This window comes from Echinicola sediminis, from assembly GCF_054777495.1.
On the sequence record NZ_BAAHAP010000200.1, the window covers coordinates 1 to 2,743 of the forward strand.

2 protein-coding genes are annotated in these 2,743 nt (G+C 46.9%); both read left to right on the forward strand.

Translation table 11 applies throughout. The features are described 5' to 3' along the window. Window positions 1-43 precede the first annotated feature (43 nt). Entirely contained in the window at window positions 44-712 is a 669-nt protein-coding gene (locus ACYVAA_RS22620) for an MCP four helix bundle domain-containing protein (protein WP_460546287.1), read from the forward strand. A 276-nt stretch (window positions 713-988) separates the two neighbouring features. Beyond that, window positions 989-2,737, forward strand: a complete 1,749-nt coding sequence (locus tag ACYVAA_RS22625; protein ID WP_460546290.1) for an ABC transporter ATP-binding protein — start codon at window positions 989-991, stop codon at window positions 2,735-2,737. Window positions 2,738-2,743: the final 6 nt, after the last annotated feature.

Consider the following 2,743-nt stretch of genomic DNA (forward strand, 5'->3'; position numbering starts at 1 on the left):
GTGTGGGGTTTTTCGTATAGATTATTAAAGGAGGGAGAAGCTTATGCAATGGGCTCATAGTATCAAAAATAGAGTGAAGTTAGCCATTTTGTTAATGGTGGTATTTGTTGCAGTGTTCATTAAAAACCTGGTGGAAGAGGAAAATGTCTCTGATTTGACTTCTTCATTTACCACCATTTATGAGGACCGGCTTTTACCGGAAAGCTATATTTTTCACCTTTCAGAAAACCTGCTAAGAAAGCAGATGCTGTTGGAATCATGTGAAGGCAAGGAGGATTATCTCAAGAGCCTAGGGGAGAACCAGCTGTATAATGCCGAAATCGATTCGATTTTGATCGCTTTTGAAGCTACCCATCTGACCGGTGAGGAGGCTGTTTTTTTGACGTCATTAAGGAACAATATTGAAGATTTGTATGTGTTGGAATCGGATATTTCCAGGGATGCCGGTGATCCGGTGAATTTCACCGCCGACAAGCTGGCCTTTTATGAACTGATCACTAAGGCTTCAGGAAACCTAAACGAGTTGTCAGAAATACAATTGGCCATTGGCAAGGAGCTGAATGACCAGTCCCAGCGCATCAAAGCGGGAAGCTCTGTTTTGAGTAAATTTGAAATGGCCTTGTTGCTGATACTTGGCATATTGATCAATATCCTGATTTTTGGGGTTATTTCTACTAAGTCCAGAATGAAACAAAGGGCCCATTTGAATTAAACTCGTAGGATAATAAAGAATATGGCCTGAAAGATAATTTGTTTTTACCCACGAATCCGCCACGACCAAGTTTACACAGCCTGTCCCGTCGAATGACGGGAAATCCATCTGGCGCTAGACAGGTTTGCACGGATTTCATTTATCCAAACAGCGTGGTGTGGCTACTATTTTTGTACAAAGAGTCTATGGGAAAAATAGGATTTAGTCAGCGGAGCAGAAATTGACGAACTAACAGGGGGCAGTTTTCGTTGAAAATTGCCTCTTTTGTTTTTAACTATGACAACTAGCAGAAAAGAAAAAAAAGTGACCATAGGTCATGTTTTTAAAACGATCATTTGGCCCAGACGAAAGCACCTGTTCTTGGGTCTTTTTTTGATCATCATCAGCCGCTTGGCGGGCCTGGTACTTCCTGGTGCCAGCAAATACCTGATGGACGATGTGATCCCCAATTCCAATATGGAATTGCTCAAATGGCTGGTGATAGCTGTGGGGGCTGCCGTGACGGTACAGGCAGTGACCTCATTTGCGCTGACCCAGATCCTCAGTGTGGAAGCCCAGCATTTGATTGCCAAATTAAGGGTAAAGGTGCAGCAACATATCATCCGTCTTCCAATCCGGTTTTTTGACAATGCCAAGACAGGGGAGTTGGTATCCCGCATCATGACGGATGTGGAAGGGGTAAGGAACCTGGTCGGAACCGGTCTGGCACAGATGTTCGGAGGGATACTGACCTCTATCATTTGTCTGGGACTGTTGATTTATATCAGCCCCATGATGACCCTGTATGTCTTGGTGCCCGTGGCGGTTTTTGGATTGATTTCATTAAAGGCTTTTGGACGCATCCGACCCATTTTTCGGGAAAGAGGTAAAATCAATGCGCAGGTAACAGGCCGGTTGACCGAAACACTGGGGGGGATCCGGGTGATCAAAGGATTCAATGCCGAAAACCAGGAAATCAAAACCTTTGAAGACGGGGTGTTGAGACTGTATCTCAATATCAAATCCAGCCTTACCGCTACGAGTATGGTGACCAGTTCGGCCACCTTTTTATTGGGGCTGGCATCGGCTGGCATAATGGGCATTGGCGGCTATATGATCATGGAAGGTGAGATGACTTTTGGGGATTTTCTGGCATTTACCTTGTATTTGGGGTTTATGATTGCCCCCATAGTGCAGATGAGCAATATTGGCAGCCAGCTGACCGAAGCATTTGCCGGGCTTGACAGGACCGAGGAGATCATGAACCAGCCTTTGGAGGAGGATGAAAAGGTCCGGAACATACAGCTGCCCCATATCCATGGGGATGTTGCTTTTGACCGGGTAAGCTTTGCTTATGAAGCAGGGAAAAATGTGGTCAAGGAGGTCAGCTTTGAAGCAGGCGCCGGTACCATGACCGCTTTGGTAGGGACTTCCGGGTCGGGCAAGAGCACCATTGCCGGATTGGTGGCTTCCTTTCTAAACCCCGCTTCCGGAACGGTCAGTGTAGATGGCCAGGACCTGCAGCAGGTCAGTTTAGCCAGCTATAGAAGCCAATTAGGGGTGGTCTTGCAGGATGACTTTTTATTTGAAGGCACTATAAGGGAAAACATCCTTTTTCCTAGACCTGATGCCGGTCCGGAACAGTTGATGCAGGCGGTTTATGCGGCCCATGTGGATGAATTTACAGACAGGTTTGAAGATGGGCTGGATACCCTGATAGGGGAAAGAGGCGTGAAACTCTCCGGTGGCCAAAAGCAGCGGATCACCATTGCCCGGGCAATTTTGGCTGATCCGCGGATTCTGATTTTGGATGAAGCAACCTCCAACTTGGATACGGAAAGTGAAACCTTAATCCAGCGGAGTCTGAAAGAACTGATGAAGGGGAGGACGACTTTTGTCATCGCCCACCGACTGAGCACCATCCGGCAGGCCAACCAGATTTTGGTGGTAGAAAAGGGCGAGATCATTGAGCGGGGCAGGCATGAGGAGTTGATGGAGCAGCGTGGAAGGTATTATGATTTGTATACGTATCAGGCGAGGATATAGAAGGGA